The sequence below is a fragment of the Devosia limi DSM 17137 genome, assembly GCF_900128975.1.
Classification (GTDB): domain Bacteria; phylum Pseudomonadota; class Alphaproteobacteria; order Rhizobiales; family Devosiaceae; genus Devosia; species Devosia limi.
Genome location: NZ_FQVC01000020.1, coordinates 19742 through 42531, shown reverse-complemented (window position 1 = coordinate 42531; position 22790 = coordinate 19742). Strand labels below are relative to the sequence as shown.

The 22790-nt window shown below is 64.4% G+C and carries 21 protein-coding genes; 9 read left to right on the top strand and 12 right to left on the bottom strand.

Going from position 1 to position 22790, the window contains the following annotated elements; translation table 11 throughout:
• Window positions 1-57: 57 nt before the first annotated feature.
• Window positions 58-987, bottom strand: coding sequence for a tyrosine recombinase XerC (locus BUA69_RS20140; RefSeq protein WP_046136311.1), 930 nt, complete (start codon window positions 985-987; stop codon window positions 58-60).
• A 175-nt stretch (window positions 988-1162) separates the two neighbouring features.
• Between BUA69_RS20140 and BUA69_RS20135 the strand changes: the two genes are divergently transcribed.
• The 9 genes from BUA69_RS20135 (at window position 1163) to BUA69_RS20095 (ending at window position 12040) form a co-directional block, all read left to right on the top strand.
• Entirely contained in the window at window positions 1163-1489 is a 327-nt protein-coding gene (locus BUA69_RS20135; protein WP_046136312.1) for a hypothetical protein, read from the top strand.
• A gap of 63 nt (window positions 1490-1552) precedes the next feature.
• Window positions 1553-2230, top strand: coding sequence for a L,D-transpeptidase (locus tag BUA69_RS20130; protein ID WP_046136313.1), 678 nt, complete (start codon window positions 1553-1555; stop codon window positions 2228-2230).
• Between the two features lie 59 nt (window positions 2231-2289).
• Window positions 2290-4458: a primosomal protein N' gene (locus BUA69_RS20125; protein WP_046136314.1), complete on the top strand. Its 2169-nt coding sequence runs from the start codon at window positions 2290-2292 to the stop codon at window positions 4456-4458.
• Between the two features lie 220 nt (window positions 4459-4678).
• Window positions 4679-5221 (top strand): F0F1 ATP synthase subunit delta, encoded by a 543-nt coding sequence (locus BUA69_RS20120; protein ID WP_244468797.1) that lies wholly within the window; start codon window positions 4679-4681, stop codon window positions 5219-5221.
• Complete coding sequence (atpA, locus tag BUA69_RS20115; protein ID WP_046136316.1) at window positions 5221-6756, top strand: F0F1 ATP synthase subunit alpha; 1536 nt, start codon at window positions 5221-5223, stop codon at window positions 6754-6756. The genes BUA69_RS20120 and atpA overlap by 1 nt, the downstream gene beginning before the upstream one ends.
• 24 nt (window positions 6757-6780) lie before the next feature.
• A complete protein-coding gene (locus tag BUA69_RS20110) occupies window positions 6781-7668 on the top strand; it encodes a F0F1 ATP synthase subunit gamma (protein ID WP_046136317.1) in 888 nt (295 codons plus the stop codon).
• Window positions 7669-7689: 21 nt separating this feature from the next.
• Window positions 7690-9129, top strand: coding sequence for a F0F1 ATP synthase subunit beta (gene atpD, locus BUA69_RS20105; protein ID WP_046136318.1), 1440 nt, complete (start codon window positions 7690-7692; stop codon window positions 9127-9129).
• Window positions 9130-9213: 84 nt separating this feature from the next.
• Window positions 9214-9639, top strand: coding sequence for a F0F1 ATP synthase subunit epsilon (locus BUA69_RS20100; protein ID WP_046136319.1), 426 nt, complete (start codon window positions 9214-9216; stop codon window positions 9637-9639).
• Window positions 9640-9868: 229 nt separating this feature from the next.
• On the top strand, window positions 9869-12040 hold the full coding sequence (locus tag BUA69_RS20095) for a methyl-accepting chemotaxis protein (protein ID WP_072866658.1): 2172 nt from the start codon (window positions 9869-9871) through the stop codon (window positions 12038-12040).
• On the opposite strand, the gene BUA69_RS20090 is transcribed toward BUA69_RS20095, so the two are convergent.
• The 11 genes from BUA69_RS20090 to obgE form a co-directional block, all read right to left on the bottom strand.
• Entirely contained in the window at window positions 12037-12723 is a 687-nt protein-coding gene (locus BUA69_RS20090) for an aspartate/glutamate racemase family protein (protein ID WP_046136320.1), read from the bottom strand. The genes BUA69_RS20095 and BUA69_RS20090 overlap by 4 nt on opposite strands.
• A gap of 3 nt (window positions 12724-12726) precedes the next feature.
• On the bottom strand, window positions 12727-13269 hold the full coding sequence (locus BUA69_RS20085; RefSeq protein WP_178371412.1) for an RNA pyrophosphohydrolase: 543 nt from the start codon (window positions 13267-13269) through the stop codon (window positions 12727-12729).
• A 5-nt stretch (window positions 13270-13274) separates the two neighbouring features.
• Window positions 13275-14420 carry a divergent polysaccharide deacetylase family protein gene (locus BUA69_RS20080; protein ID WP_160300146.1) on the bottom strand — a complete coding sequence of 382 codons (1146 nt, stop codon included), beginning with the start codon at window positions 14418-14420 and terminating at the stop codon, window positions 13275-13277.
• Between the two features lie 92 nt (window positions 14421-14512).
• Window positions 14513-15904, bottom strand: coding sequence for a S41 family peptidase (locus tag BUA69_RS20075; RefSeq protein ID WP_082093918.1), 1392 nt, complete (start codon window positions 15902-15904; stop codon window positions 14513-14515).
• A gap of 16 nt (window positions 15905-15920) precedes the next feature.
• Entirely contained in the window at window positions 15921-17279 is a 1359-nt protein-coding gene (locus BUA69_RS20070) for a murein hydrolase activator EnvC family protein (protein WP_072866657.1), read from the bottom strand.
• A 161-nt stretch (window positions 17280-17440) separates the two neighbouring features.
• Window positions 17441-17923 carry a 23S rRNA (pseudouridine(1915)-N(3))-methyltransferase RlmH gene (rlmH, locus tag BUA69_RS20065; RefSeq protein ID WP_046134430.1) on the bottom strand — a complete coding sequence of 161 codons (483 nt, stop codon included), beginning with the start codon at window positions 17921-17923 and terminating at the stop codon, window positions 17441-17443.
• 9 nt (window positions 17924-17932) lie between these two features.
• The gene (gene rsfS, locus BUA69_RS20060) at window positions 17933-18328 is read right to left on the bottom strand and encodes a ribosome silencing factor (RefSeq protein WP_046134448.1); all 396 of its coding nucleotides are present in this window, start codon (window positions 18326-18328) and stop codon (window positions 17933-17935) included.
• Window positions 18329-18506: 178 nt separating this feature from the next.
• Window positions 18507-19148: a nicotinate-nucleotide adenylyltransferase gene (locus BUA69_RS20055; RefSeq protein WP_046134431.1), complete on the bottom strand. Its 642-nt coding sequence runs from the start codon at window positions 19146-19148 to the stop codon at window positions 18507-18509.
• 6 nt (window positions 19149-19154) lie between these two features.
• A complete protein-coding gene (locus tag BUA69_RS20050) occupies window positions 19155-20396 on the bottom strand; it encodes a glutamate-5-semialdehyde dehydrogenase (RefSeq protein ID WP_046134449.1) in 1242 nt (413 codons plus the stop codon).
• 32 nt (window positions 20397-20428) lie between these two features.
• A complete protein-coding gene (gene proB / locus BUA69_RS20045) occupies window positions 20429-21583 on the bottom strand; it encodes a glutamate 5-kinase (protein ID WP_046134432.1) in 1155 nt (384 codons plus the stop codon).
• Window positions 21583-22626, bottom strand: a complete 1044-nt coding sequence (obgE, locus tag BUA69_RS20040; RefSeq protein WP_046134433.1) for a GTPase ObgE — start codon at window positions 22624-22626, stop codon at window positions 21583-21585. The genes proB and obgE overlap by 1 nt, the downstream gene beginning before the upstream one ends.
• Between the last annotated feature and the right edge of the window lie 164 nt (window positions 22627-22790).

Sequence of the window (22790 nt, the reverse complement as noted above, 5' to 3'; positions counted from 1 at the left end):
GGAAGGAAGGAAGGAAGGAAGGAAGGAAGGAAGGAAGGAAGGAAGGAAGGAAGGGGGTTAGCCGCGGGGATGGGCCTTGCGGTAGCTGTCGAGGAGGCGCTCGGTGTCGACGGCGGTATAGATTTGCGTCGTCGAGAGCGAGGCGTGGCCGAGCAGTTCCTGGATGGCGCGCAGATCGCCGCCGCGGCCCAGCAGGTGGGTGGCGAAGGAATGGCGCAGGGCGTGCGGCGTGGCCGAAGGCGGCAGGCCCAGGGCGCTGCGCAGCTGGACGACGCGCAGCTGGATCAGCCGGGGTGAGAGCACGCCGCCCTTGACGCCCCGGAACAGCGGTTCGTCCGGCCAGAGCTTGAACGGGCAGAGCTCGAGATAGAGTTCGACGGAACGGCGGACAGTGTCGATCAGCGGCACCAGCCGGAGTTTGCCCCCCTTGCCGGTGACGCGCAGCGAGGGGCCTTCGAGATCGCCACGGGTGACGGCGAGGGCCTCGGCGATACGCAGACCCGCGCCATAGCAAAGCGAGAGGACGGCCATGTCGCGGGCGGCGACCCAGGGGCGCTCTTCCATTTCGGCGGTGGCGGTGACGGTGCGGCGGGCTTCAATGACGGTCAGCGCCTTGGGCAGGGATTTAGCCAGCTTGGGGGTGCGGATGACATTGAGCGCCTCGGTAGCCACCACGCCCTGGCGTTCGAGATAGCGGAAAAAGGACTTGAGCGCCGAGAGCACCCGCGCCAGCGAGCGCGATCCCAGGCTATCGGCCCGCCGCACGGCCATGAAAGCGCGGATATCGGCGCCGCGCAGGTCGCGCAGGACCGCCAGGGTTACGGTGCCGCCGACATGGCCGGAGAGAAAGCAGAGGAACTGATCGAGGTCGCGGCCATAGGCTTCCAGCGTATTGGGCGCCAGGCGCCGGACCGAGCCGAGCTCGCGCTGCCAGAGAGCGATCTGGTTGCGCAGGGCATCATCGGTGGCGAAGGCGGAATCGGTCATGGGGCGAGTCTGGCGCGCGCCGGTAAATCCGGACTTAACTTTGTTTGGGGGCCGAGAGCGGGCGTGCGAGCAGGTGTTGCCGGGTTGCATCACTTTCCGGCGTGCTCCTGCCGGGCGGCACACACTGGCGTGAGATACCTAGCCTGCAAGGGCTGCGGCGCGCTATGGCAGGGGCATGAAGCGCATAATTTCCATCCTGTTGCTGGTATTCGCCGTCGCGGCGCTGACCGGGCCAAGCCTGACGCTCGGGTTGGGTCTCAACCGGATTGCACTTGCCCACAGCACGGCGCCGGTGGTCAGCGATGGCGAGCCGATCTCGTTCTGGAGCTGCAAGGGGCTCGGTGGCAAGCGGGTGATGACCTGCCACCCCGATCTCGGCGTGCTGGTCGCGTCGCTGCAGCCTCCAGCTCCCCAGCTGCAACTGGCCGTGCTGGTGGGCGAACCCCAGGTGGTGCAGATGCGCTGGCCGGAGGCCGAGCTGCCTCCACCACGACGCGGCTAGCCCGGCATTCGAACCCGTCCCCAAGATCCGGCGGCCCCGCGCCGCATCCAGAAAGCTATTGTCATGACTGCTAATCTTCTTGGCCGCCGCCAGTTCCTGGCCGGCGCCGCCACCCTTTCCGCCCTGGCCCTGGCCGGCTGCGCCACCACGGCGCCGCCGCGCGTTGCCGCCGCGGTCCAGCCGACCCGCCATGCCGTGCCGCCCGATGTGCAGATGATGTATGGCCCCGTCTATGACGAGGAGTTCCCGCTGCGCGCCGCCGACATGTCGCTGGTCGATCCGATCTACTGGCGCCAGGAGGTTGTCGACCCGACCGGCGAAAAGCCGGGTACGGTGGTCGTCGATACGCCCAACCGCTTCCTCTACCATGTCGGCAAGGACGGCATGGCCACCCGCTATGGCGTCGGCATCGGCCGCGATGGCTATGCCTGGTCGGGCCGCGCCCACATTGCCTACAAGAGGAAGTGGCCGACCTGGACGCCGCCGTCCGAGATGATCGCCCGCCAGCCGGAGCTGGAGCCCTATCGGCACGGCATGGCGCCGGGCCTCGACAATCCGCTGGGCGCGCGGACCCTTTATATTCACCAGGGCAATGTCGACACCATCTACCGCATCCACGGCAATCCCGACGAGCGCACCATCGGCAAGGCTGTGTCCAGCGGCTGTGTGCGCCTGCTGCAGCAGGACATCATCCACCTCCATGACAATGTGCGGAGCGGCTCGACGCTGGTCGTGGTCTGAGGCCGGTCGCAGAATCACTGCGCGATGCTTATGTTGCGCAGTGAACAAAGCGGGTACCGATGCTGGAACGTCCGGACATTGTAGCGGTTATGGTGGGGGTCGCGGTCGAGGGCCCCTATACCTATCGGGTGCCGCCCGGCATGAGCGTGACCCGTGGCTCGATTGTTGCGGTGCCGCTGGGACCACGCCTGACGCTGGGCGTGGTCTGGGGGCCACCCAAGGATATGGTGGCGCATAACCGCCTCAAGGATATCGCCCAGGCCTATGATGTGCCCCCGCTCAGCGAGGAATTGCTGAAGCTGGTCGACTGGGTGGCACGCTATACGCTGGCGGCCCCGGGCCAGGTGCTGCGCGCGGTGCTGCGCTCGACCGAAGCGCTGGATAGTCCGCGCCCGGTGGTGGCTTATCGGCGCACCGGCCATGAGCCGGATAAGCTGACGCCGGCCCGGTTGCGCGTGCTCGATGCGCTCAATGACGATCTGGCCTGGGCCAAGCCGGCGCTGATCGGGGCGGCCGGGTGTTCGGCATCGGTGATCGAGGGGCTGGAGCGGGCGGGCGCGATCGAGCGGCTGGAAATGCCGCCGCCACCGGTGGTGCAGCCGCCCGATCCGGATGCGGCCATTGCCCGGCTCAATGACGAGCAGCAGGCCGCGTTCGACCAGATCGCGGCGCTCGATCCGCACAGGTTCGGCGTGGCGCTGCTCGATGGCGTTACCGGGGGCGGCAAGACCGAAGTGTTCTTCGAGGCGGTGGCCGATACGCTGCGGGCCGGACGGCAGGCCGTGATATTGCTGCCCGAAATCGCCCTGACGCATACTTTTCTCGAGCGCTTCACCAAGCGGTTCGGCACTCGGCCGGCGGAATGGCATTCCGACATGACCCCGGTGCAGCGCGGCCGCGTCTGGCGCGGGGTGCTCGATGGCACGGTGCGGGCGGTGGTGGGGGCGCGCTCGGCGCTGTTCCTGCCGTTCCGCGAACTGGGCATGCTGGTGCTCGATGAGGAGCATGACGGCGCCTACAAGCAATCGGAAGGCGTCAATTACCATGCGCGCGACATGGCGGTGGTGCGGGCGCACCTGGCCAATGCGCGGGTGATTCTGTCCTCGGCGACGCCATCGGTGGAAACGCGCAACAATGCCAATACTGGACGCTATGCCCATGTGCTGCTGACCTCGCGCTTTGCCGAGGCGGCGATGCCCAATATCACCGCCATCGATATGCGCACCGATGGGCCGGACAAGGGGCAATGGATCGCCCCGCAATTGGCGCGCGAGGTCTTCTCGGCCATCGAACGGGGCGAGCAGGCGCTGCTGTTTCTCAATCGACGGGGCTATGCGCCGCTGACGCTGTGCCGCTCCTGCGGGCATCAGTACCAATGCCCCGATTGCTCGGCCTGGATGGTGGAGCACCGTTTCCGCGGCGTGTTAATGTGCCACCATTGTGGCCATGAAACGCGCACGCCCAAGGCGTGCGGCGCCTGTGGCGAGGTCGATGCGCTGATCGCCGTGGGGCCGGGCATCGAGCGGATTGCCGAGGAGGCGGCGGCGCGCTTTCCCGATGCGCGGCGGGTGGTGCTGTCCTCGGACATGGGCAGCAATGCGCAATTGCGCGACCGATTCTCGGAGATCGAGCGCGGTGAATATGACCTGATCATCGGCACGCAGCTGGTGTCCAAGGGGCACCATTTCGAAAAGCTCACCGTGGTCGGGGTGCTCGATGCCGATCTGGGGCTGGCGCATGGCGATCCGCGGGCGGCGGAAAAGACCTTCCAGATCCTGACGCAGGTGGCGGGCCGGGCCGGGCGCGCCTCACGCAATGGCAAGGCGTTCCTGCAGACCTATCATCCCGATCACCCGGTGATGCGGGCCATGGTCACCGGCGACCGCGAGGCTTTCTATGCCCATGAACTGGCGGCGCGCGAGGCCGGCGGGCTGCCGCCATTCGGGCGGCTGGCGGCGCTGATCGTTTCGGCCAATGAGCATGACGTGGCGATGAACTATGCCAAAAAGCTGCTTTCGGCGGCGCCGATGGCCGATGGGGTCAAGCTGTTCGGCCCGGCCGACGCGCCGGTCGCCATGGTGCGCGGGCGCCATCGGGTGCGGCTGCTGGCCCAATCGGGCAAGGATTTCGACCTCTCGGGCTATGTCCGATTCTGGCTGGGTTCGGCCGACAAGATCACCGGCAATCTGCGCGTGCAGGTCGATATTGACCCCATGAGCTTCATGTAACGGCCCCTGCGACACTTTCGCATGTCGGGAATCGCGGGCCCAAGCCTTGCATGGCGCGCGATGCTTGTGTTAGAGCGAGCGCGACTTTAAAGGGGTCGTCGGACGCCCCCTTTCCCATTCAAGAACAAGCGTCAGCGGCCGCCCGGCTTTCATGAGAAATCTGGGTGGGTCGGGGGCAGGCAACCAAGAGGGTGATGCGGCATTGGCAGCGCAGAATTCAGTGCTTGTGCAGATTGCGCGACCTTATGCGTCGGCGCTGTTCGATCTCGCACAAAGCGAGAACCAGCTGGCCTCGGTGGAAACCGGCCTTTCCGACATCTCCAGGCTGATCGGGGAAAGCGCTGACTTCTCGCGCTTCCTGCGCTCCCCGGTGATTTCCGGGGACACCAAGGCAGAAGCGCTCGATGCGTTGCTGGCCAAGGCAAAGACCAATCCATTGCTGGCCAATTTCCTCAAGCTGGTTGCCAGGAACGGCCGCTTGTTTGCGCTGGACCAGATCATTGCGAGCTTCCGCGAACTGGCCGCCCAGGCTCGCGGCGAGATCACCGCCGATGTGACGTCGGCGACGCCGCTGACGGGCGAGCAGGTCGCGGCCCTGGCGCAGACGCTCAAGGCCAAGATCGGCAAGACTGTCACGCTCAACCAACATGTCGATGCGTCCTTGATTGGCGGCCTTCAGGTGAAGGTCGGCAGCCAGATGATCGATAGCTCACTCAAGACAAAACTCGCTGCGATGAAGATCGCCATGAAAGAGGTCGGATAATGGACATCAAAGCCGCGGAAATTTCTGCGATCCTCAAGGACCAGATCAAGAATTTCGGCCAGGAAGCCCAGGTTTCCGAAGTCGGTCAGGTGCTCTCCGTCGGTGACGGTATTGCCCGTGTCTACGGCCTCGACAATGTGCAGGCCGGTGAGCTCGTCGAGTTCCCGGGCGGCATCAAGGGCATGGCCCTGAACCTGGAAACCGACAATGTCGGCGTCGTGATCTTCGGCAATGACCGTTCGATCAAGGAAGGTGACGTGGTCAAGCGCACCGGCTCGATCGTGGACACTCCGGTCGGCAAGGGTCTGCTCGGCCGCGTGGTCGACGGTCTCGGCAATCCGATCGATGGCAAGGGCCCGATCGAGCACACCGAGCGCCGCCGCGTCGACGTCAAGGCGCCTGGCATTCTGCCGCGCAAGTCGGTGCATGAGCCGATGTCGACCGGTCTCAAGGCTATCGACGCGCTGATCCCCGTCGGCCGTGGCCAGCGCGAGCTGATCATTGGCGACCGTCAGACCGGCAAGTCGGCAATCATTCTGGACACCTTCCTCAACCAGAAGGCAGCCCATGACGCCAATGCGTCGGAAACCGACAAGCTGTATTGCATCTATGTCGCTGTCGGCCAGAAGCGCTCGACCGTGGCCCAGTTCGTCAAGCAGCTCGAAGAAGCCGGCGCCCTGCAGTACTCGATCGTGATTGCGGCGACCGCATCCGATCCGGCACCGCTCCAGTACATCGCGCCGTTCACCGGCTGCGCCATCGGCGAATATTTCCGCGACAATGGCATGCATGCCGTGATCGCCTATGACGATCTGACCAAGCAGGCCGTTGCCTACCGCCAGATGTCGCTGCTGCTGCGTCGTCCGCCAGGCCGTGAAGCTTACCCGGGCGACGTGTTCTACCTGCACTCGCGCCTGCTCGAGCGCGCTGCCAAGATGAACGAAGCCCATGGTTCGGGCTCGCTGACCGCTCTGCCGGTTATCGAAACCCAGGCCAATGACGTGTCCGCCTATATCCCGACCAACGTGATCTCGATCACCGACGGCCAGATCTTCCTGGAAACCAATCTGTTCTTCCAGGGTATCCGTCCGGCCGTGAACGTCGGTCTGTCGGTGTCGCGCGTTGGTGGTTCGGCCCAGATCAAGGCGATGAAGCAGGTTGCCGGCTCGCTCAAGGGTGAGCTCAGCCAGTACCGCGAAATGGCGGCTTTCGCCCAGTTCGGTTCGGACCTCGATGCGTCGACCCAGCGCCTGCTGAACCGTGGTGCGCGTCTGACCGAGCTGCTCAAGCAGCCCCAGTTCAGCCCGCTCAAGACGGAAGAACAGGTTGCGGTGATCTTCGCCGGTGCCAATGGCTATCTCGACTCGCTGCCGGTCAACAAGGTTGCCGACTTCGAGAAGACGGTGCTGTCGGCGCTGCGCGGCAAGTATGCCGACCTGCTGAAAACCATCGCGACCGAAAAAGCTCTGAGCGACGATACCCGCGCCAAGCTCAAGTCGGCTCTCGACGAGATCAAGAAGACCTACGCGGCCTAAGGCCAGCAGGGAGACGACCAGCTCATGCCGTCGCTAAAGGACCTCAAGAACCGGATCGACTCGGTCAAATCGACCCAGAAGATCACCAAGGCCATGCAGATGGTCGCGGCGGCCAAGCTCCGCCGCGCCCAGGACGCAGCCGAGGCTGCACGCCCCTATGCCGAGCGCATGGGCAAGGTCCTGGCAGCACTTGGCGCCGTCTATGATGGCCAGGAAAACGCACCCGTGCTGCTGGGCGGCACGGGCAAGGATCAGGTGCATCTGCTGGTCGTCGCGACCGGCGAACGCGGCCTGGCCGGTGGCTTCAACTCCTCGATCGCCCGGCTGGCGCGTGAGCATGCTGCCAAGCTCATCAGCCAGGGCAAGACCGTCAAGATCCTCACCGTGGGCCGCAAGGGCCACGATATCCTGCGCCGGCAGTATCCAGAACTGATCGTCGACACCTTCAATTTCCGCGAAATCAAGCAGGTCGGATTCGTCCAGGCCCAGCAGGTGGCGGATAAGGTGCTGGCCATGTTCAATGCCGGCGAGTTCGACGTGGCGACCCTGTTCTTTGCCAAGTTCGGCAGTGTCATCAGCCAGGTGCCGACGGCCCAGCAGCTGATCCCGGCCAAGCTCGAAAAGCCGGCCGGCGAAGGCGTCGCTGAAGCGGCTGCTATTCCCTACGAATACGAGCCGAGCGAAGAAGCCATCGTGGAAGACCTGCTGCCGCGCAATATTGCGGTTCAGATCCTGCGTTCGCTGCTCGAAAACTCCGCCTCGTTCTACGGTGCGCAGATGTCCGCGATGGACAACGCCACCCGCAACGCCGGCGAAATGATCGGTCAGCTGCAGCTGAGCTACAACCGCCAGCGCCAGGCCCAGATCACCAAAGAACTCATCGAAATCATTTCGGGCGCGGAAGCGCTCTAACTCACAAGCGAGGACGAACAAATGGCAGAGAAAAAGGCCGGTCGCGTATCGCAGGTCATCGGCGCCGTCGTCGACGTCACGTTCGACGATCACCTGCCCGCGATTCTGAATGCGCTGGAAACCTACAACAACGGCCAGCGCCTCGTGCTGGAAGTGGCGCAGCACCTTGGCGAAAACGCCGTGCGCACCATTGCCATGGACACCACCGAGGGTCTGGTTCGCGGCACCGAAGTGACCGATCTGGGCACCGCCATCCGCGTGCCGGTTGGCGAAGCGACCCTGGGCCGCATCATGAACGTCATCGGTGAGCCGATCGACGAAGCCGGCCCGATCGGTGAAACCGAACGTCGCGAAATTCACCAGGAAGCGCCAAGCTTTGCCGAGCAGAACCCGGAATCGCAGGTTCTGGTCACCGGCATCAAGGTCGTCGACCTGATCGCTCCTTACGCACGCGGCGGCAAGATCGGCCTGATGGGCGGCGCCGGCGTGGGCAAGACCGTTCTGATCCAGGAACTGATCAACAACGTCGCCAAGGCGCATGGTGGTTACTCGGTGTTCGCTGGCGTGGGTGAACGCACCCGCGAAGGCAACGATCTCTATCACGAAATGATCGAATCGGGCGTGAACAAGGACCCCCATGAGAACGGTGGCTCGGCCGCTGGTTCCAAGTGCGCCCTCGTGTTCGGCCAGATGAACGAGCCTCCCGGGGCCCGTGCCCGCGTGGCGCTGTCCGGTCTGACCGTTGCGGAAAACTTCCGCGACCAGGGCCAGGACGTGCTGTTCTTCGTGGACAACATCTTCCGCTTCACCCAGGCCGGCGCCGAAATGTCGGCTCTGCTGGGTCGTATTCCTTCGGCCGTGGGTTACCAGCCGACGCTGGCGACCGACATGGGTGCGATGCAGGAACGCATCACCACCACGAACAAGGGCTCGATCACCTCGGTTCAGGCCGTGTACGTGCCCGCCGACGACTTGACCGATCCGGCACCGGCGACCTCGTTCGCCCACTTCGACGCCGTGACCGTGCTGAACCGTGCGATCTCGGAAAAGGGCATCTATCCCGCCGTTGACCCGCTGGCATCCAACTCGCGTATCCTGGATGCCAACGTTGTTGGCCAGGAGCACTACGAAGTTGCGCGTCGCGTTCAGGAAGTGCTGCAGAAGTACAAGGCGCTGCAGGACATCATCGCGATCCTGGGCATGGACGAATTGTCCGAAGAGGACAAGCTCACCGTGGCGCGCGCCCGCAAGGTCGAACGCTTCATGAGCCAGCCCTTCGACGTGGCCGAAGTGTTCACCGGTTCGCCCGGCGTGTTCGTGCAGCTCGAAGACACCATCAAGGGCTTCAAGGGCCTGGTTGCCGGCGAGTATGACCACCTGCCTGAAGCCGCCTTCTACATGGTCGGCACCATCGAAGATGCCGTCAAGAAGGCGCAGAAGCTGGCCGCACAGGCCGCCTGATTTTAGCCGTTTGGGTTCGCCGTGCGCGGCGGACCCATTTGCATAGGCTCGATACTTCGGGCGCTCCGTTAAGGGACCAAAAAAATGGCTGATGGCCTCAAGATCGAGATCGTGTCGCCTGAGCGGCTGGTGCTGTCGGAAGTCGTGACTTCGGTCACCGTGCCCGGCAGCGAGGGCTATTTCACCGTGATGGACGACCATGCGCCGTTCATGACGACGCTGCGGCCGGGTTTCATTACCGTGACCGCTGCCAATGCCAGCCCGTCCGTGTTCTTCGTGCGTGGCGGCTTTGCCGATGTATCGCCGGAAGGCCTGACCATCCTGGCCGAGCAAGCCTCCCCGTTCGCCGAGTTCGACCATGGCGACCTGACCGCCCAGATCAAGGCGGCCGAAGAAGAATTGCAGCGGGCCCAGTCCCCTGAGGACAAGTCCTATGCCCAGGAAGTGGTGAGCGCACTGCTCAACCTGGCGATTGAGGCCGGTCAGATCAACGGCGCCCACGTGCATTGATCTGGCGCAACGCCGCTTAGAGCTTAAGGGCCGTCTCCTTTGGGAGGCGGCCCTTTTTGTTTTGGCGGGCGCAAGTGGTGAATTTGTGCCTAGTCATTAGGCAGGCGATTGCTTCGCCTAGAGAACGAACAGGACGTATACGGCCGCTTAAGGATTATTGCGCACTCTGGGCCTCCAACGGGGCTCGCAGCCATGCTTTGGCGTGGCGGCCGGGATTGGGATATCACGCATGAGTGCTTTCTTTGGCCGCTGGCTTGGCAATATCCGACTGACCGCAGCGATTGCCGGACTGGCAATCGGTTCGATCACCATCGCCATCCTGGCGGTTTCAATCGGGGTGTTGGTCAGTCTGTCGGGTTCGGCCAAGGAGGATGCCGACAGCGAGATGGCCAGCGCTACCCGCATCACAGCGGCGATCCTGCAGGTCAATCTGCCCAGCCTCGAGATCATCGCCGATGCGAGCGGCAATGTCGCCGAGTTGCAGATGCGCTCGATGCCGCGTTTTCGCAGCCATGCCGTGATCGACACGATTGCGGCGGTCACGGGGCAGAATGCGGCGATCTATGTCCACAATACCGAGGTCAGCCCGGATTTTGTCGTCGGCACCACCAGCCTGCTGCTGCCGGACGGGGAGCGGAAACTCGATGCGCCGATTGGCGCCGGCACGCCCCTGTTTGACGCGCTGCTGGCCGGAACGCCGGTGCGGGGCGAGGCAGTGATCGAGGGCACCCGCTATTTCACCCTGCACCAGCCGATCCGCATGGCTGACGGCACGGTGATTGGGGCGCTGCTGGTGGCGGTCGACCGGGGGCCCATCGAGGCCGTTCTGGGCAAGACCCTGAGCATGCTGGGCATGGTGGGGGCGATCGCCTTTGTGCTGATCGGGGGGATGGCGCTGCTGTTTTCGCGGGTGCTGACCCGACCGATCCCCAAGCTCTCTGCCGTCATGAGCAGCATCGCGACGGGCGCGCTGGACAGTGCGGTGCCCTATACCGGGCGGCGCAATGAGATTGGCGCAATGGCGCGGGCCGTGGAGGTGTTTCGCGGCAATATGATCAAGGTGGCGGAGCTGGGGGCCGAGACCGACCGACACCTGGTGCAGGCGACCGATCATGCCGGCCAGCTGGCTGCCATTGCCATGTCGCAGGTGGTGGCAGAGTTCTCGCTGAGCGGCGAGTTGCTCACCGCCAATGCCAATTTCCTCAAGCTGACCGGCTATCGCCTCGATGAGGTGGAGGGACAGCCCAATGCGCTGTTCCTGTTTGACGCCGATCCCACCGCGCCAGACTATCAAAGGTTCTGGCAGGAGCTGGCGGCAGGCGCGTTCAAGAGTGGCGAATATCGTCGCCGCGCCCGGGACGGCCGCGAAATCTGGATTCAAAGCACGTTCAACCCGATCATCGGGCTGGACGGCAAGGCCTATAAGATCGTGCAGTTTGCGACCGATGTGACGGCGCGGCGTCTGGCGGTTGCGGCGATCGGGGAGGGGCTGGCGCAGCTCGCCGATGGCGATCTGACCGCCAGCATCGATACGCCGTTCCCGCCCGAATTCGAGGGCCTGCGGCAGGCACTCAATGGCGCCGTCGCGCGCTTTGCCGCGGTTGTCGGCCAGATCAAGCAGACCTCGCATGCGCTCAAGGTGGCTACCGGGGAGATTCTGGCGGGCGCCAACGACTTGAGCGAACGGACGACGCGACAGGCCACGACGATCGAGGAGACGGCGGCGGCGATGGCGCAATTGGCTGATACCGTGGCGCAGAATGCCAGCCTGGCCCGTCAGGCCAGCCTGGACGCCGAGGCGGTGACCCGCAGTGCCGAGGACGGCGGCGCGGTGATGGCTCGGGCTAATGACGCCATGGAGCGGATCAGCGGCAGTTCGGCACGGATCTCCAATATCATCGGCATGATCGACGACATCGCCTTTCAGACGAACCTGCTGGCGCTGAATGCGTCGGTGGAGGCCGCGCGGGCCGGCGATGCAGGCAAGGGCTTCGCTGTCGTCGCGGTTGAAGTGCGGCGGCTGGCGCAATCGGCCGCCGGCGCCTCGGCCGAGGTGAAGGTGCTGATCGAGCAGTCAGCCAATGAGGTCAAGACCGGCTCGGGCCTTGTGGCGGATGCGGCCGGGCGGCTGGCGGATATGCTGGCGCGGGCGCGGACCAATACTGGCCTGATGAAGACCATTGCCGAAGAAAATGGCGAGCAGGTCGCCGCAATCGACGAGGTGTCAACGGCGGTGCGCGCGCTTGATGAGATGACCCAGCATAATGCGGCGCTGGTGGAACAAACCAATGCCGCGATCGAACAGACGGAAGCGCAGGCCAGCGAGCTCGACCGCATCGTCGATGTGTTCACGCTGGCCGATGCTGTGGTCCGGCAGGCCGATGGCAGGCGTGCAGCCTAGGCCAAAGCGGCGGTAACCAGCGCCTTGGCGTGCAGATCGGTGGTGTCATAGACCGGCAGCGGGCTGACCGAATCATCGATCAGCATGGCGATCTCGGTGCAGCCCAGAATGACCGCTTCGGCACCCCGGGCGGCGAGGCGCTCAATGGCGGTCACATAGGTCCGACGGGACTCGTCGCGCACGATGCCGCGGCAGAGTTCCTCATAGATGATGCCATTGAGATTGGTGCGGTCGATCTCGGGGATCAGCACGGAAAGGCCGCGCGCTTCCAGGCGCTCGCGGTAGAACCCCATTTCCATGGTGAACCGGGTGCCCAGAAGCCCCACGGTTTCAAAGCCGTCGGCCAGCAGGGCATCGGCCGTGGGATCGGCGATGTGAACGAAGCGGGCGTCGAGGCCGGCGGTGATGGTGTCGGCGACGATATGCATGGTGTTGGTGGCAAGCCCGATGATCTCGGCCCCGGCGGCAACGAGGCCCTGGGCCGAGCGCGCCAGTTCGCGGCCGGCGCCGTCCCAGTCGCCGGCGCGCTGCATGGCTTCAATTGGTGCAAAATCCAGGGAGTGGACGATCACGGGCGCGGAGTGCAGTCCGCCCAGCCGCCGCGCCGTTTCCTGATTGAGCACGCGATAGTAATGGGCGGTGGATTCCCAGCTCATGCCACCGATCAGGCCAATGGTGCGCATGGGTCAGCTCTGGGCCAGGCGTTGCGGGATATCGGCAAAGGCGGCCACGACCTTGTCATAGGCGTCCTTCTTGAACGGCACGATCAGGGTGGGCATCCTGGTCAGGCTTTCCCAGCGCCAGGCGTCGAACTCGGCGGGGTGCTTGCCGCCGCCGGGAGCCAGCACGTCGATCTCGCTGTCATCGCCGGTAAAGGCGAAGGCGAACCAGCGCTGGCGCTGGCCGCGAAACCTGCCCTTGAGGGCAATGCCGAGATCTTCGTCCGGCAGGTCGTAATAGATCCATTCCGGCGCCTCGGCGAGGAGGCTCACATTGGTGATGCTGGTTTCTTCATGCAATTCGCGCAGCGCGGCCCTGAGCGGGTCCTCGCCCTTGTCGATGCCGCCCTGCGGCATTTGCCAGGGCGCCAGGACTTCGGTCGTGTCTTCGATATTCTCGTCCATCTTGCGGCGGCCAATGAAGACCTTGCCCGTGGCATTGAACAGCGCGATGCCGACGCAGTCGCGGTAGGGCATGGCTTCACGATCGGGGCGGAGGGACATGGTCAAACTCTCTATTTCATCAGGGCGCTGGCCGGCACCAGCATCAGGCCCTTGCTATCCAGGGCGCGCGCCCATTCGGTGACGGTCTGCACCGAGATCGGCAAGGCGCTGAGGATGCCAATGGCAGAGCCGTTCTGCCTTGCCTTGATTTCAAGGCTGGCCAGCGCCGCCTGAATGGGGTCGCGGGCGGGATTATTGTCGATGACCATATCGACCCGGGAGAATGGCACCTTGTTGCCGGCGGCCAATTGCGGCGCCAGCGAACGGTTGGAGGAGCCATCGTCGACATAGCCCAGGCCACGCGCGCCAAGCTCTTCCATCACCGGCGAGAAGTCGGCGGCGGAGGCGGTGAAGCGGGCGCCCATATTGTTGATGACCCCCGCATAGCCGCCAAAGCGGGCCATCAGCCAGAACAGCTTGTCGAGATTGGCGCGGGGCGGCTCACCGGTCAGCAGGGTCTGAGGGCCGGGATCGTTCTGGGGATAATCGAATGGCTCGAGCGGAATTTCGAGGAAGACCTCATGACCACCGGCGCGGGCAGCGGCAACGGTCGATTGCAGGGTCTTGCCATAGGGCGCAAAGGCCAGCGTCACATCCTCGGGCAGGGCGTCGATGGCGTCGAGCGAGCCCTGTTCATTGATGCCGAGGCCGGTAACGATCAGGGCGATCTGGCCGGTGCCGGGGGCAGGGGCGACGGTCGGGGCACGAGAATAGGCGGCGAACGGGGTCTGACCGGTCGGCGAAATGCGCGGTATCGGGCCTTCGGCGGTTTCCTCGCTGAGATCGGGAATGGTGCCATTGGCGGCGGGCAGGCCGGAAGGCGAGACATTTGCTGGTGCGCCGCCGCTATTGTCGACGGTGATGATCGTGCTGCCCGCCGGGAATTGGCCGGGATCAGCGGTGATGGTCACCGGTCCCGTCGCGACGGAATTGGCGACCGAATTGCCATTCTGGCTGCTGGTGATCGCCGCCTCTTGGGTAGGGCGACCGCCATTGGGGTCATCGACCAGGGCGATGCGCGCGGCAAAGCCGACAATGATGATGGCGATAATGGCGAAGAGCCCGCGTGCAAGCGGCAAGCCGCGGCGGCCACTGGCCCCCTCGGGTACGGATTTGCGCTTGCGCCCGGTCAGCGGCGTGCCGAGATCATTGGCCATGCAGTGGCGGACCCTATGGATCAACGAAATGGCGGGACGACGAATCAGCCGCCCCGCCATGGGATGAGGTCATAACATAGTTCGCCGCAGGCTCATTCGGCCTTGGGCGGGAAGGCCGGGTTGGTCTCTTCGCCATTGATCAGGCGAATGGCATATTGCAGCTGGGTATCGTCGGCCTTTTCGATCGGCACATAGACCGAGGAACCGACCGAAGCCTCTTCCTCGTTGCCGCTCGAAATATGGCCGGTGAGACCGGCTTCGCCGATGATTTCGTCGCGGCCCTGGAATTCTTCGGGGACGACCTGCTTGATCTCGATATCCGGGGTGATGCCCAGGGCCTGGATCGAGCGGTTGTTGGGGGTGTAATAGCGAGCCGTGGTCAGGCGCATGGCGCCATCGGCGCCGAGCGAGATGATCGACTGCACCGAACCCTTGCCGAACGAGCGCGTGCCCACAAGGGTGGCCCGCTTGTGATCCTGCAGAGCACCGGCGACGATCTCGGAGGCCGAGGCGGAGCCACCATTGATCAGCACCACCAGCGGCACATCGGCAATCTGGGCATCAAGGGCGTCAGGCTGGGCGTCGTAGCGGGCGCTTTCCTCGGGGATACGGCCGCGGGTCAGCACGACGGCGCCCTGCTTGAGGAAGGCGTCGGTCACATAGACCGACTGGTCCACCAGACCGCCCGGATTGTTGCGCAGGTCGAGGATGATGCCCTTGGGCGCCACGCCCTTGCGTTCGTCATAGATCGACTTGATGGCGTTCTGGATGCCGACAAAAGCCTGCTCGGAAAAGCGTGACAGGCGCAGCAGCGCGACGTCGCCTTCCATCGACCAGCGCACGGCGCGCATGGCGATGACGGCGCGAGTCAAATCAAACTCCAGCGGATCGGTGACGCCTTCACGCACCACCGTGATCGTGGTGGTGGTGCCAATAAGGCCACGCATCTTGGCGACAGCGTCGTCCAGGGTCAGGCCCTGCACCGGCACGCCATCGATCTCGACGATCAGGTCATTGGTCAGGATGCCGGCCCTGGCAGCGGGGGTGTCATCGATGGGCGAAACCACCTTGATGACGCCCTCTTCCATGGTGACTTCAATGCCAAGGCCGCCGAATTCACCCGAGGTGTCTTCGCGCATCTCGTCATAGTCAGCCGGCGGGAGATAGCCTGAATGGGGGTCGAGCGAGGTCAGCATGCCCTGGATTGCGGCGCGGATCAGCTCTTCCTCATCGGGGGCATCAACATATTCGGAGCGGATGCGGTCAAAGATCTGACCGAACAGATTGAGGTCCGAATAGATTTCCAGCGGATCGCGCGGCGCGGCGGCTGCGTCTGCGGCCGGCTCGGGCTTTTCGCCGCTCGGATTGGCTTCGGGTTCGACCTGCTCCGGCGCAGGTGCCGGTGCCTCCTGGCCGTGTAGGGCGGTCGCAGGCAGCAGCAGCGCCAGCGTCAAGGCGGCGGTGCGAATGGTCGTAAAACGCATCAGGATCAATCCACTCTCAGGTCGTAGTCGCCAGGGGTGCCCACCATCCGGTCGGATCGATGGGCTCATTGTCTCGTCGCAGCTCAATATAAAGGGTCGGCTGGGAGTTGCCAGCATTGGTGGTTATGGTCCGGCCAATTGTGCGTGATCCCATGGTGCCGATAGGCTCCCCCATGAGGACGAACTGGCCGATGTCGACGGTCACGGCATCGAGACCCGCGAGCAGGGCAGTGAAGTTCTGCCCCGTATTGAGAATGACGATTTGGCCGTAATTGAGGTAAGGGCCCTTATAGAGCACCCAGCCATCGGCCGGCGCCACGACCTGCGCCTCGGCGCGGGTGACAATGGAGAGGCCGTGCGAGATGCCGCCAAAACCGTCGCCGGCGCCGAAATCGACGACATTGACGCCGTTGGAGGGCAGGATCAGGTGACCTTTTGCCTGGGCGAAGGGCACGCCCGGCTCGGTACGGGCGGTATTGGCCAATGCCATGCGGATGGCCTCGGCGCTCAAGGGCGGCACGTCGTTCTCGGAGCCGGGTGTCACCGGAAGTGTGGTCATGCGCTCGGAGAGGCTGTCGATCAGCTCCTTGAGCGTGCTGGCGCGCGCGGCGAGGGCGACAGCCTCAGCCTCTTCGGCCTGCAATTGCGCGCTCATCACCTCGACGCCCTGCTTGCGCGCCATGATGAGGGTGGCAATGCGCAATTGCTCCTCTTCGAGTACAGAATAATTGGCCTTGAGCGTGGTTTCTTCGGCGAGGGCAGCAGCCTTGATATCGGTCAGCGTCTTGAGGTCGCTGGTGACCGCTTCCGCCTTGGCGCGCAGTTGCGGCACGATGGCGGCGATCAGGATGGCGGAGCGGGCCGAGCCCAGGGCATCGGCGGGGTCGACGATCAGTGCCGGGGGCGGATTGAGAGAAATGCGTTCGAGTGCGGCCAGAACATTGGCCATTTCGGCATCGGCACCATCGAGGCGCCCTCGCACTTCGAGCTCGGAAACAATGAGCTGGCTGAGGCGCTCTTCGACATCGGCCACTTCGATTTCGGCGAGCTTGACGCGTTGCGCCGCAGCGATGAGGGCGGCGTTCTGCTTGGTTCGGTCGCCTTCCATTTCGGCGATTTCCCGCTTGAGCTCTTCGGCGCGCTCGCGGGTGACCCCGAGCGAGGCCTCGATGCTGGCCAGATCGGCGGCACGGGTTGCGGCATCGGAGCCAAGCGGTTCGGTGGCCGCCGGGGTGGTGAGTTCGGCAGGGGCAGCTGCGTCGGGGGCCGGGGTGGGCGACGGCGCATTCTGGGCATGAATTGGGACAGCCGAAAGCAGCCCGAGCACCAGGCCCGTGCTTGCAATTGCTCTCTTCAGGCCGGGCCGTACCGACATTGCCACTCCCAAGGGGCGCATGCGCCCCGAATCAATCCGCGCACAATAGCAAGGCGCCGGAAAACCGCAGGTTAACGTTGCTTAACCATGGCGGAATTTGGTGGGTGATGCGGGGCGAATGGGGCGCGACCAAGGTGGGGCATGGTCACGAAATCGTTGATTCACTCGCCGCGATGATAGGGGTGCCCCGACAGGATGGTGGTCACGCGGTAGAGCTGCTCGGCCAGCATGATACGCACCAGCTGGTGCGGCCAGACCATTGGCGAAAAGCTCAGCACAAGATCGGCATCGGCAACAAAGCGGGGATCGAGCCCATCGGCGCCGCCAATGACAAAGCTGACGGCGGGGCGGCCATCGTCGCGCCAGCGCTCGACCTGTTTGGCCAGCGCTTGCGAACTGATGGATTTGCCGCGTTCATCGAGCGCAACGATCACCCCTTCGGGCAGGGCGGCGCCCAAAGCGTTCGCCTCGTCGCTCTTGCGAGAGGCCGACGAGGACGAGCGTGATTCAGTCAGTTCGATGACGCCAAAGCCGGTCAGCGCGAGCGGGCGGCCGCCACCGGCGGCACGTTCGAGATAACGGGCCACCAGTTCGCGTTCGGGGCCGGCCTTCATGCGGCCGACCGCAGCAATGCTCACGCGCATTGGCAAGCGTTAGTGCGCGTCAGCGGCGAAGTCCGCCTGCCACATCTTTTCGATGTTGTAGAACTCGCGCACTTCGGGCCGGAAGATGTGGACGATGACATCGCCGGCATCGACCAGCACCCAATCGCAATGGGGCAGGCCTTCGATCCGCGGCTTGTCATAGCCGGCTTCGCGCAGGGCCTTGATCATCTGGTCGGCCACGGCGCCAACATGGCGCTGCGAACGGCCGGAGGTGACCACCATGTGGTCGGCCAGCGAGGACTTGCCTGTGATGTCGACGGCCACGGTCTGTTCGGCCTTGGCATCGTCAAGGCATTCCAGAATGACATCGATCATCGGGCGTTCCGGATTTGCCACAGCCGCTGGCGTGGTGTCGGGGGTGGAATTGTTGGGCTGTCCGGCCATCAGCAATGGCCTTCCGCCCATGCTCGAGCATGGGTCATGCGAGGGGTCAACATCCTTGGTTGTTGCTTGGAAGGTACGCGCGTCTTTGAAAACGACAAGCGGTCAGTTCCTGTTCCGGTGATTACTATCACACTTTGCCAATATGCGCTCTCGGATCGTGCGGTGCAAGATGGAGAGCTCAAACTAGGGGCTCACGACGGCGTCGTGCGCGGATAGCGGACGAAGAAAGTGCCGAAGTGAGGCCGTGAAGATACACCCAGGCGGGTGGTTTGAGGCTGGCGAGCCGTCCGGCGTCGCTTTCATCGATGCGATAACGGGCCAGCGCCGTCGCCGCCAGCGAGGTCGGCGCGCGCCGATTGGAGCCGGGACGCACATAAATGGCCATGGGCAGCATGGCCGCGATATCGCGCCAACGCTCCCAGCGATCAAAGGCGACGAGATTGTCGGCGCCCATGATCCAGACGAATTTGCGGCCCGGCAGCGACTGGGTGAGAAAGCGCACCGTCTGCCAGGAATAGGTGAAGCCATGGGCGGCCTCGAAGCCGGTCACCTTGATGCGGGGATGGTCCATCATGGCGCGCGTGGCGCGCACGCGCTCCTCGAGCGGGGCCAGTTCGGTGCGGTCCTTGAGCGGATTGCCGGGTGTGACCAGCACCCAGAGTGCATCGAGCTCGAGCTTGAGCAGGGTCTGCTCGGCGACCAGCAGATGGCCCTCATGGACCGGATTGAAGCTGCCGCCGAACAGGCCAATGCGCATGCCACGCCCCGACGGGGGCAGCTCGGTAATGCCGGGAAGGCGAAGGGGGGTACGGTTGGTCAAGTGCGGCTATGGCCTGATCTGGCCATTGCCGCGGACGCGATAATTGAAGCTGGTCAGTTGTTCCACCCCCACCGGGCCACGCGCATGCATCTTGCCGGTGGCAATGCCGATCTCGCCGCCGAAACCGAACTCGCCGCCATCGGCAAACTGGGTCGAGGCATTGTGGATGAGAATGGCGGAGTCGATCTCGTTGAAGAATTTTTCGACCGCCGCCGCATCCTCGGCGATGATCGCCTCGGTGTGGTGGCTGGAATAGTGCTCGATATGGGCGATGGCGGCCTCGAGGTTGTCCACCACTTTCACCGAAATGATGGCGTCTTCGTATTCGGTGCGCCAATCCTCCTCGGTCGCCGGCCTGGCCTCGGGGATCAACGCCATGACGCCAGCGTCGCCGCGGATCTCACAGCCCTTGGCGATGAGGGCGGCGATAATCGGCTTGAGATGGGTGGCGACGACGTCCTGGTGCACCAGCAGCGTTTCGGCGGCGCCGCAAATGCCGGTGCGGCGCATCTTGGCGTTGCGGGTGACGTTCACCGCGGTGTCGAGATCGGCCGACTTGTCGATATAGACATGCACCAGCCCTTCGAGATGGGCAAAGACCGGCACGCGGGCTTCGTCCTGGACGCGGGCCACCAGGGTCTTGCCGCCGCGCGGCACGATGACGTCGATATTGCCATCAAGGCCCCGCAGCATCTCGCCGACGGCAGCGCGATCGGTGGTGGGCACCAACTGGATCGCCTCGACCGGCAGCCCGGCGAGGTGCAGGCCATCGAGCATGCATTCGACGATAGCCTGGGAGGAATGGAAGCTGTCGCTGCCGCCGCGCAGGATCACGGCATTGCCCGACTTGATGCAGAGCGCGCCGGCATCGGCGGTGACATTGGGGCGCGATTCAAAGATCACGCCGATGACGCCGAGCGGCGTGCGCACTCGCTGGATATGCAGGCCGTTCGGGCGGTCCCATTCGGCAATGGTGGTGCCAACGGGATCGGGCAATTCGGCAATGGTCCTGACTGCCGCGATGATGCCATCGATGCGCTGGTCATCGAGCGCCAGACGATCAAGGAAGGCCTTGGAGATGCCCTTGGCCGTGGCTGCCTCGATATCGCGCGCATTGGCGGCGAGGATTTTCTTGCGGTGCGCGTTGATGGCGCCGGCCGCGGTCAAAAGCGCGGTGCGCTTGGCTTCCGGGGAGGCTTTGGCGAGGACGCGGGCCGCGACGCGGGCATTGCGACCCAGCTCGACCATGATGGCGGTGATGTCGGTAGCCGCAACTGCACTCACGATACTTCCCCCTGCCGGTCGCCGACCTTGCTCGAAACCAGCACCATATTGTCGCGGTGAACCAGGGCGGCGCGATTGCCGGCGCCCAGCAGTTCAACCACGGTGTCACTGCGCTTGCCCATGACCAGGCGCGCTTCATCGCTATCGAGGCCAGCCAGGCCCCGGGCAATTTCAATATCATCGGGGCCGGTAATGGCAATGGCGTCGCCGCGCCCGAATTCGCCGCGCACCCTGGTGACGCCGATCGGCAGCAGCGATTTACCGGTCTGCAGCGCGCGGGCGGCGCCGGCATCAACCTGCAAGGTGCCGGCCACGGCCAGCGTGCCCATGATCCAGCGCTTGCGCGCCTGCGCCCGGCTTTGGGCCGGATGGAACAGGGTGTGGCGCGCGCCCTGGGTCAGGGCGCCGAGCGGATGGTTCTCGGTGCCCTTGGCAATGATCATCGCCGTGCCAGCCTGGGTGGCGATCTTGCCGGCCTCGACCTTGGTGGTCATGCCGCCGCGCGACAAGTGGCTGGCGGCACCCCCGGCCATGGCCTCGATGGCAGGGGTGATGGCGGTGACTTCGGGCAGGTGCCGGGCCAGGGGATCCTTGGCCGGCGGCGCGGTATAGAGCCCGTCGATATCGGAGAGCAGCACCAGGCAATCGGCTTCGATCATGGTGGCGACGCGGGCCGAGAGGCGATCATTGTCGCCATAGCGGATCTCGGCAGTGGCGACGCTGTCGTTCTCGTTGATGATCGGCACGGCGCCCAGCGACAGCAGGGTCGAGATGGTGGTGCGGGCGTTGAGGTAGTAGCGCCGCTCTTCGGTGATGTTGGGGGTGATCAGGATCTGGCCGGTGACGATGTCATGGCGGCCCAGCGCCTCGGCCCAGGCCTGGCTGAGCGCAATCTGGCCGGCGCTGGCCGCGGCCTGGCTCTGTTCGAGGGGCAGCGCGAGGGCATCAAGCTTGAGCAGGCGTCGGCCCAGCGCGATGGCGCCGGACGAGACGATAACGATATCGCGGCCACTCGATTTGAGCGCCGCGATATCTTCGGCCAGAGCGGCCAGCCACGCCGAGCGCAGCTTGCCGGTCTTGCCATCGACCAGGAGGGCCGAGCCAATCTTGATGGTCAGACGCCGATAGGGCGCCAGCGCGTCAGCATGCATTACGGGGCCCAGTTGGGTTCGGCTTTGCGGCGCGCAGCTTCAAGCTTGGCGGCCTTGGTAGCGTCGAGCACTTCGATAATGCCATAGAGGACCTGATCGACACCCTTGCCGGTGACGCCGGAGACCTGCAGCACATCCTGCCCGGAGACCTTCTTGAGAATCTTGAGCTTTTCCTTGAGCTCATCAGGATCGATGGCATCGACCTTGTTGAGCACGACGAGCTCGGGCTTTTCGCCCAGACGTTCGTCATAGGCGGCAAGCTCGCTGCGGATGGTCTGGTAGGCGTATTTGACGTCGTCCTGGGTGCCGTCGATCAGGTGGATCAGCACGCCGCAGCGCTCGATATGGCCGAGGAAACGGTCGCCGATACCGGCGCCTTCGCTGGCGCCTTCGATCAGACCGGGAATGTCGGCCAGCACGAAATCGCGTTCGCCGATGGAGACCACGCCCAGATTGGGATGCAGCGTGGTGAACGGATAGGCGGCAATTTTGGGCTTGGCCGCAGAGACGGCCGCAAGGAAGGTCGACTTGCCGGCATTGGGCAGGCCGACAAGGCCAGCGTCGGCGATCAGCTTGAGGCGCAGCCAGACCCACTTCTCGACGCCCGGAATGCCCGGATTGGCATGGCGGGGCGCCTGGTTGGACGAGGTCTTGAAATGGGCATTGCCGAAGCCGCCATTGCCGCCCGACAGCAGCACGATGCGCTGACCGACCTCGGTCATGTCGGCGATCAGGGTTTCGTTGTCGTCTTCAAAGATCTGGGTGCCGACGGGTACGCGCAGCACCACATCGTCACCGGCGGCGCCGGCGCGATCCTTGCCCATGCCATGAGTGCCGATCTTGGCCTTGAAGTGCTGCTGGTAGCGATAGTCGATCAGCGTGTTGAGACCGTCGACGCATTCAACGACGATGTCGCCGCCACGGCCGCCATTGCCGCCATTGGGGCCGCCGAATTCGACGAACTTTTCGCGCAGGAACGAGACCGCGCCTGCGCCGCCATCGCCGGAGCGAATATAGACTTTGGCTTGATCAAGAAATTTCATGGTTACGTACCTTTCAGACGTCGCGCGTCAGAACAGTGTCGATATGCTCCACCTCGACGCCCTGCGCAAGGCGCAGAGCGGCAGGAATCGAGCGCGGTGGCCGACAATTGTGCCCCACAGCCAGCGGGCACATATGTTATCTATAGCCGACGAAAGCACTCGCG

Bases quoted from the DNA above. Each gene is read 5' to 3' on its own strand.
- atpD (WP_046136318.1), top strand. From the start codon at position 7,690: ATGGCAGAGAAAAAGGCCGGTCGCGTATCGCAGGTCATCGGCGCCGTC.
- BUA69_RS20125 (WP_046136314.1), top strand. From the start codon at position 2,290: ATGCTGGAACGTCCGGACATTGTAGCGGTTATGGTGGGGGTCGCGGTC.
- rlmH (WP_046134430.1), bottom strand. From the start codon at position 17,923: ATGCGCGTGAGCATTGCTGCGGTCGGCCGCATGAAGGCCGGCCCCGAA.
- BUA69_RS20095 (WP_072866658.1), top strand. From the start codon at position 9,869: ATGAGTGCTTTCTTTGGCCGCTGGCTTGGCAATATCCGACTGACCGCA.
- BUA69_RS20110 (WP_046136317.1), top strand. From the start codon at position 6,781: ATGCCGTCGCTAAAGGACCTCAAGAACCGGATCGACTCGGTCAAATCG.
- BUA69_RS20070 (WP_072866657.1), bottom strand. From the start codon at position 17,279: ATGTCGGTACGGCCCGGCCTGAAGAGAGCAATTGCAAGCACGGGCCTG.
- BUA69_RS20135 (WP_046136312.1), top strand. From the start codon at position 1,163: ATGAAGCGCATAATTTCCATCCTGTTGCTGGTATTCGCCGTCGCGGCG.
- BUA69_RS20090 (WP_046136320.1), bottom strand. From the start codon at position 12,723: ATGCGCACCATTGGCCTGATCGGTGGCATGAGCTGGGAATCCACCGCC.
- BUA69_RS20140 (WP_046136311.1), bottom strand. From the start codon at position 987: ATGACCGATTCCGCCTTCGCCACCGATGATGCCCTGCGCAACCAGATC.
- BUA69_RS20100 (WP_046136319.1), top strand. From the start codon at position 9,214: ATGGCTGATGGCCTCAAGATCGAGATCGTGTCGCCTGAGCGGCTGGTG.
- BUA69_RS20130 (WP_046136313.1), top strand. From the start codon at position 1,553: ATGACTGCTAATCTTCTTGGCCGCCGCCAGTTCCTGGCCGGCGCCGCC.
- BUA69_RS20050 (WP_046134449.1), bottom strand. From the start codon at position 20,396: ATGGTCGAGCTGGGTCGCAATGCCCGCGTCGCGGCCCGCGTCCTCGCC.
- rsfS (WP_046134448.1), bottom strand. From the start codon at position 18,328: ATGGCCGGACAGCCCAACAATTCCACCCCCGACACCACGCCAGCGGCT.
- proB (WP_046134432.1), bottom strand. From the start codon at position 21,583: ATGCATGCTGACGCGCTGGCGCCCTATCGGCGTCTGACCATCAAGATT.
- atpA (WP_046136316.1), top strand. From the start codon at position 5,221: ATGGACATCAAAGCCGCGGAAATTTCTGCGATCCTCAAGGACCAGATC.
- BUA69_RS20075 (WP_082093918.1), bottom strand. From the start codon at position 15,904: ATGCGTTTTACGACCATTCGCACCGCCGCCTTGACGCTGGCGCTGCTG.
- obgE (WP_046134433.1), bottom strand. From the start codon at position 22,626: ATGAAATTTCTTGATCAAGCCAAAGTCTATATTCGCTCCGGCGATGGC.
- BUA69_RS20080 (WP_160300146.1), bottom strand. From the start codon at position 14,420: ATGGCCAATGATCTCGGCACGCCGCTGACCGGGCGCAAGCGCAAATCC.